The 7,340-nt window shown below is 58.6% G+C and carries 4 protein-coding genes; 1 reads left to right on the top strand and 3 read right to left on the bottom strand.

The features are described 5' to 3' along the window. Positions 1-35 precede the first annotated feature (35 nt). Positions 36-790 (top strand): IS5 family transposase gene (locus tag G536_RS0124070; RefSeq protein ID WP_425402139.1). Its coding sequence is split into 2 segments (ribosomal slippage): positions 36-366 and positions 366-790, totalling 756 coding nucleotides; the frame shifts between segments, so codons are not numbered across the junction. 25 nt (positions 791-815) lie between these two features. Here G536_RS0124070 and G536_RS29660 read toward each other — a convergent pair. From G536_RS29660 to G536_RS29650, 3 genes are all read right to left on the bottom strand, one after another. Beyond that, the gene (locus G536_RS29660) at positions 816-3,683 is read right to left on the bottom strand and encodes a glycoside hydrolase family 2 protein (protein ID WP_022826171.1); all 2,868 of its coding nucleotides are present in this window, start codon (positions 3,681-3,683) and stop codon (positions 816-818) included. A 355-nt stretch (positions 3,684-4,038) separates the two neighbouring features. Further along, the gene (locus G536_RS29655; protein ID WP_022826170.1) at positions 4,039-5,253 is read right to left on the bottom strand and encodes a glycoside hydrolase family 88 protein; all 1,215 of its coding nucleotides are present in this window, start codon (positions 5,251-5,253) and stop codon (positions 4,039-4,041) included. 264 nt (positions 5,254-5,517) lie between these two features. Further along, the gene (locus G536_RS29650) at positions 5,518-7,170 is read right to left on the bottom strand and encodes a glycoside hydrolase family 28 protein (protein WP_051167085.1); all 1,653 of its coding nucleotides are present in this window, start codon (positions 7,168-7,170) and stop codon (positions 5,518-5,520) included. Positions 7,171-7,340 lie beyond the last annotated feature (170 nt).

Below are 7,340 nucleotides of genomic sequence, written 5' to 3'. Positions count from 1 at the left end.
TAGGAGGTGTTAACAGTAGGTATTATGTTTGGGACATGGACTATTTGTTGACCGATGTGCAGTGGGCGCGGCTTGCGCCGCTGCTGCCAGGGCGAGTCGGCACCAAAGGTGGCCGCGGGCAGGACAACCGCCGGTTTGTGGAAGCGGTGCTGTGGCTAGCCCGTAACGGGTGCCGGTGGCGGGCCTTGCCGGCCGAATGGGGCAACTGGCACACCACGTACACGCGCTTCCAGCGCTGGACCGTTTCGGGCGTGTGGGCCCGGGTGCTGGCGGCCGTGCAACAGGACGACGCGTTGCACACGCTGCTGGTCGACTCGACTACCGTGCGGGCCCACCAGCACGCGAGCGGGGCGCGCAAAAAAACGGGCCGCAAGCCCTCGGACGCAGCCGCGGCGGCTTGACTACCAAACTGCACGTGGTGAGCGATGCCCGCGGCCGGCCCGTGCGCCTGGGCCTGACAGCCGGTCAGCGCCACGACGCTCCGCAGGCCTTGCCGCTGCTCGATGGGCTGGCCCCAGCCTACCTGCTTGCCGACCGGGGCTACGATTCCGACCCGCTCGTAGCCGCCCTGGCGGCCCGCGGCATACACGCCGTGATTCCGCCCCGGCGCAAGCGCCGCCACCCGCGGGCCTACGACGCGGCCCGCTACGCCCAACGCCATTCCGTGGAGCGACTCTTCAGCCGCCTCAAGCAGTTTCGGCGCGTAGCTACTCGGTATGACAAGTTGGATGCGCATTTTCTGGCCTTTGTTCATCTTGCCGCAATCGTCCTCTGGTTACGCGACTGTTAACACTCCCTAGTTAAATGACCTGCTATTAAAACAGCTCGTCCTTGGCCGGAGCCTTGTAAGGTTGCGGGGCAGCGCTGGATTTTGGTAGGCCGAAGAAGAAGTACAAGGTGCGCTTCGAGGGGCCACTAACGTGGTTTAGCTCGCTGTTGGGGCCGAGGTTTTTGGTGTTGGCGTCGATGTTCAAAGCCAGCTTGGTGCCGAGCGGCGGAATAGTTTCCAGGAACGATAGGTTGCCGACGGGCAGCGAGGGGGAAGGCTTCACGCCCGACAAGCCGTAGAAATCAAACAGCCGCACGAACAAACCTTTGTCGGGGCTGGCCACCAGGAACTTGCCTTCCACAGTGTTCATTTCCATCCAGGTGATATCGGCGAAGTAGCCTTTGAACTCGGGGTAAATCCAGGGGGCGGCGCCGGTTTGGGTGTTGTTGTAGGCGTTTTCCCACACGTTTTCGCCCACGCCCTGCATGCGGTTTTTCCAGACGCGGTACGGACCTTTACCGAGCCACTTGGCCCCTAGCACGTAGTTTTCGGGATAGGTGAAGCTGATGCCGGTGAAGGGCAAGTCGCCCTGCGCGGCAAACTCGTAGTCGAGGCGCAGCCAGCCGTTACCGTCCATCTTGTAGCGCATGGTTTTCAAGTCGCCTTGGTAGCTCATTTCCACCACTTCGCCATCAGGCTCGGTGCGGCGTTTTAGGCCGGTGAAGGTGGCGTTGCCGCTCACCAGCACCGGGCCTTTGCCGAAGCTCAACTTGTCGCCGCTGTTGCCTTTCACGTCCTGGATTTCGCCGGTTTTCTTGTTGAAGCTCACTGTGATGCCGGCGGCTTGCAGCGTGAGGGTGCTGTCGGTTTCGGTGGCGGCTACGGCTGGTTGCTTCTCCTTGCCGGGCAGGATGTTGCGGAGCAAGCGGGTGTTGTCGCCAGTTTTCCAGGTCCATTTGTACACCAGGTTTTTCTGCGGGTCATAGGCCGAGAGCACCAGCGCATCATAGTCCTGCCAGTTTTTGGGCAGCTTCAGTTTCAACTCCCCGCGGCCCAGCGGCGCCACGGCCGGCGAAGCGGCGCGGCTTTTTTGCATGGTGGTCGAGCCGGTGAAAACTTCGCCGGGCTGGCGGTAGTTCACCAGTTCCCACTGGAAAAAGCACTCATTGAGGTTGTTGTAGTGGTAGCGGTTCTCCACCGGAATCGTGCCCTTGAACTTGGCGGGCAACTCCTTCATGTCAATCTTGATGGGCGAGAAAATCTCCCGCAGGGCGTAGAAGCTCCCCTCCTTCTCGCGGTGCGGACCTACCACGCCGTCGGGCGCATTCACGCCGTTCACGTCGATGATGTTGTTCTGGTCGGTGCGCACGATGCCTTCATCCACCAAGGCCCACAGGAAGCCCCCGCCGGAGCGTTGCGACTTCCAGTGCAGGTCCCAGAAGTCGGCCAGACCCACGGCAGCGCCACCGTCGTCCTGGGCGTGCAGGAACTCGGTGGGCATGTAAATCAGCGAATCGGCGAGGATTTTCTGGGTGCTGTAGTAGTTCTCGTAGTGGTTGCAGTCGATGCCGTTGAAGGCGTTGCCGGGGCGGTGGTGGGCGTGGATGACGGGGCGGTTCGAGAGGTCATACTTGCCGTAGTCGTCGTCCAATTCCTTATTGGTGCCACCTTCGTTGCCGTTGCTCCAGAAGATGATGCTCGGGTGATTGACATCTTTTATCACCATCTCACGCACCAGCTTCTCCCCTACTTTGGTGCCGTAGGCTTTCTGCCAGCCCGCCAACTCATCGAGCACGTAGAGGCCGAGCGAGTCGCAGAGGTCCAGGAACTTGGCATCGGGCGGGTAGTGCGACATGCGCACGGCGTTCATGTTCATTTCCTTGATGAGCTTCACGTCCATCAAGTGAATCGAGTCGTTGAGGGTGCGGGCCGTTTCGGGCCACCAGCTGTGCCGGTTGATGCCCTTCATTTTCACCTGCGTGCCGTTCACGTAGATGCCCTTGCCGCGCCGGATTTCGATGGTGCGGAACCCGAACTTCTCAGTGGTTTGGTAGAGCGTCTGGCCGCCCGCTTCCAGCCGAATGTTGGTGCGGTACATGTTCGGCTTCTCGGAGTTCCAGAGCAGCGGTTTGCTAACTGTGGTACTGAGCTTCACCAGCGTATCGTTGGCGGCGGCGCGGCCTTGGGCGGTGCCTACCACCTTGCCTTGGGCGTCCAGAATATCAGCCTTCACGTCGGTCGGCTGGCGCAAACCTTTGAGGGCTACATTAACGGCAAACGTACCGTCGGCACGAGCGTTGATGGCGGTGTGCGGAATGAACTGCTTGGGATACGCTTCCAGATACACCGGCCGGAAAATGCCACCGAACACCCAATAATCGGCGAGGCGTTCGGCGTTGTTCACGGTCGGCTCGGCCGACATCTTGCTGACGGTTATTTCCAGTAGGTTGTCTTGGCCGTATTTCAGCTTGTCGGTGAGGTCGTACTTGAAGCGGTAGAACGCGCCCTGGTGAATGGGACCGGCCAACTGGCCGTTCACCTTCACCTCGGTATCCGTCATCGAACCCTCAAACACGATGAATATCTCCTGCCCCTGCCAGGCGGCGGGCACTTTGAACTGGTGCTTGTATTGGCCTTTCTCGTCGGCGAAGCGGAAGTTCTTGCCGTAGGTTTTGTAGTCGCGGCCGTAGTTGTAGCTGCCGAAACCCTGCTGCTCCCAGCTCGAAGGCACCTGAATAGTGGTCCAGGCGCCGCTGCGGCGGCCGCCGGTGCAGTAAAAATCCCAGGTTTTCGTGTGGATGTTGTCGGTGCCGGAGAGGTACTGCACCTGCTTGCGAGCCGACGTTTGGGCAGCGGCCGGCGCGGTCCAGAACAGCGCAGCGCAGGCCAGCCAGGGTAAGAATGTGGTCTTCATGGAAAAGGAAGCGGGAAGCCAGGAGGTGATTTTCGTCCCAACTTACCCCGGAATTTCCCTATCAGTAACCTGTAGTATCCTGCTTTCCAGGAATCGGGTGGGTTTCAGTCGATTTGATTGTATAGGCTGTCTAAATCTCTGTTCGTCATGCAGAGCGCAGCGAAGCATCTCGCTCGAATCATTGAATTGGCTCTGCAACCTCAGCACGCGAGATGCTTCGCTGCGCTCTGCATGACGAACGGAGTTTATTTTGAAGCTCTAGCTTATCCTCTAAATAGTTGACTACTCCCAAAAGTACAAAGGGCCCGCAACGATGAGTTACGGGCCCTTTGTGCGCTGTAGAGACTAGACGCTTCTACTTCTTGCCTTTGGCCATTTCCATTTCCACGCTGGCCATGATGAACGGGCCGACGCCTTTGAAGTCGTTCTTTTTGATGGGCTCACTGAGGTAGTACTCATACGACCCGTCGCGGTATGGGTCGCCACCAAGGCCGCCGACGCTAACAGTGCCGTTCAGGGCCAGTAGGCCGTTGGGCTCGGTGGCTACGAACTCCTTCACGATGCCTTGGTAGCCTTTCTGAGCCGGCGCGGCGAACTTCTTGTCGAGGTAGCCCATGCGCACGCCCTTAGCCAGCGCGTACACGAACATGCAGGAGCCCGAGGTTTCAATGTAGTTGCCTTTGCGGTTGGCCTGGTCGGTTACCTGCCACCACCCGCCAGTTTTCGGGTCCTGGTACTTCACCAGCACCGGCGCTAGGCGCTGCAAATCCTTGATAAGCTGGCCGCGTTGGGGGTGGTCTTTCGGGAAATAGTCGAGCACATCGACCAGGGCCATGGCGTACCAGCCGATGCCGCGGCTCCAGAAGTTGGGCGAGAGGCCGGTGGTTTTGTCGGCCCACTTCTGCTCTTTGCTTTCGTCGTAGCCGTGGTAAAGCAGGCCGGTTTTGGGGTCCACGAGGTGCTTTTCCACTTGCGCGAATTGCAGGGCTACATGGTCGAAGCCGGCGGGCTGGTTGAACAGCTTGCTGTACTCGGCCGAAAATGGCTCAGCCATATACAGGCCATCCAGCCAGATTTGATAGGGGTAGCGCTTCTTGTGCCAGTAGCCGCCTTCCTTGGTAGTGGGCTGGTCTTGCAATTGCTTGTGCAGCAGTTCGGCAGCGCGCTGATACTTCGCTTTATCGAGGCCGGGCTGCTGCATGAGCGTGAGCAGCACGCGGCCCGCGTTGATGTTGTCGAGGTTGTAATCGGCCATCTTGAAGTACTGGATGGACCCGTCGGCAGGCAGCGAGTAGTCCATCGTTTTCACGATGTAGTCGAGGTACTTTTTGTCGCCGGTACGCTGCCACACCCGCTCAATCGACTTCAGCATCAGCCCGTGCTCGTAGCCCCAGCGGGCTGCCCGGTTGCGGCTGGCCGGCACCGAATCGGGGTAGAGCTGCATAAACGAATCGGCCATTTGCTGCGACAACGGCAACGTGGTTTTGGGCTTGGTCTGGGCGTATAAGCCGGAGCTTAGGGTCACCCAAACTGCCACTAGGCAGAAACGCAGCATCACTTGTAGCTTCATATTTATTGGAAATGGATTTAATGGCTCAATACTACGCTGGCAAATACGAAGCCGCTTGTAGCTTTTTGGCTGGATTCAATAGGAAACTAGCAGAATCAACTAGCAATCGACCTTTCTACTCCATCCCTTGACATTCTGAAACACTAAAGGCCGTCATGCAGAGGCGCAGCCGAAGCATCTCGCGTGCTGACGTCAGGATTACCGTTGCAACGTCAGCACGCGAGATGCTTCGCTGCGCTCTGCATGACGTTCAATTTACAGGCGTTAGCGCTTCGACAATGTTACTACCCTTTTCGACACCTTCTCGCCTAGCTCCAATGGTTGCTTGGCTTTCGTGGCGTCGGTGTTTATTAGGCGGACGTTCTTGGCTTTATCGGCGCCGGATACGCGTAACAGCGTGGTAGCGCCGGGGGCGTATTTGATGTTGTCGAGGGTGATGTTCTGGCTGTTGTGCACTTCCATTACAGGGTCGGTGCTGGTGGGCAACAGGGTCACGTTTTTGAGGCTGATGTTGTCGGCTTCGATGCAGACCAGGCCTTTGTCGCTTTTCAGCACGGCGTTTTCGATGCTGATGTCCTTGATGCTCATTTCGGGCAGGCCGCGCACCATGATGCCGGTGCGGGCGCCGTTGCAGGTCACATTTCGGATCTGGATTTTGCGGAACTGCGGCGTGCCTTCATCCACGGGTTTGGCCGGCGACACGGGCCGTTCCTTGGAGCCGGCTACCTGCGGCGTTGGGTCCTTAATCATGTAGTACATGTCGAACAAGATGGCCTCACCGGGAATGTCCTTCATGTCGATGTCCTGAATGAAGATGTTCTCCACGATACCGCCCCGGCCGCGCGTCGTCTTGAAGCGCAGCCCGATGTCGGTGCCTATCATGGTGATGTTGCTCACGTAGAGGTTGCGCGCCCCGCCCGACATTTCACTGCCAATCACGAAGCCGCCGTGGCCGCGGTACACCTTGCAGTTGCGGATGATGAAGTTCTCGGTGGGCATGGCACGTTTGCGCCCCTGCTCGTTGCGGCCCGACTTGATGCAAATAGCGTCGTCGCCGGCGCTGAACGTGCAGCCTTCCACGATGCCGTTTTTGCAGGATTCCAGATCCAGGGCGTCAGTGTTGGGCGTGTAAGGGCCGTTGAGCACGTTGATGTTGCGCACGATTACGTCTTCGCTACGCATGGGATGCACCGTCCAGGCTGGGGAGTTCTGGAACGTGACGCCTTCGAGCAGCAGCCGCTTGCACTGGTCGAGCACCAGAAAATCGGGCCGCAGGTAATCCTTGATTTCCTCGAAATCCTTGATTTCTTTTTTCTCCTCAGTCAACACGCCGCCTTCCTTCACCGTGGTGCCTTTCAGGCTTTGGGCCGAGGGATACCACCGGTCCTGCTTCTCGTTGAGGAAGCCACCCGATGCCACCAGTTGTTTCCACTCCCCTTCCGGCGTACGGCCCTTCTGCACCATCCACCACGCCTCACCGGCCCCGTCGAGGATGCCTGTGCCGGTTATGGCTACGTTTTCCAGGTTCTTACCGTAAATCAGCGCTTGGTTGCGCACGGCGTCGAGGCCTTCCCAGTTGGTTTTGTGGAGTTTGTAGTCGGCGCGGTTGTCGCTAAACTGGACTAGCGCCCCGGTTGCTACGTGCAGGTTCACGTTGCTGCGCATCTCAATCGGGCCGGTTAGCCACTGCCCGCGCGGCACTAGCACCACCCCACCGCCTTTTTGGCTGCATTCGTCTATGGCTTTTTGCAAGGCCGTGGTGTTCGATGTCACGGCATCGGGCACCGCGCCATACTTGGCAATAGAGAAAGTATCAGCGCGGAAAGAGGTGGTTTTCACGGCCGGCAAAGCGGATTGTTGAGCTGCCGCCGCACCCGAAAGCGCGAGTAAGGAAAGGAAGGCGAGTGATTTTATCATGCTAAATACTAGGTGGAACTGGAAGGTTATCGGGGCTAGAGCTAGAAATTGGTGTTAGTTCCCCTCCTTTTTTCAAGGAGGGGTGCCCGAAGGGCGGGGTGGTTAACTAGGATTAGAAACCTAAGGCTAGATGCCGTTCAATTAAACAACGGCTGGACCACCCCGGCCTG

Source organism: Hymenobacter norwichensis DSM 15439 (assembly GCF_000420705.1).
Taxonomy (GTDB): domain Bacteria; phylum Bacteroidota; class Bacteroidia; order Cytophagales; family Hymenobacteraceae; genus Hymenobacter; species Hymenobacter norwichensis.
Note: the sequence above shows the minus strand (reverse complement) of the source record. Positions and strands in the feature narration are given on the sequence as shown.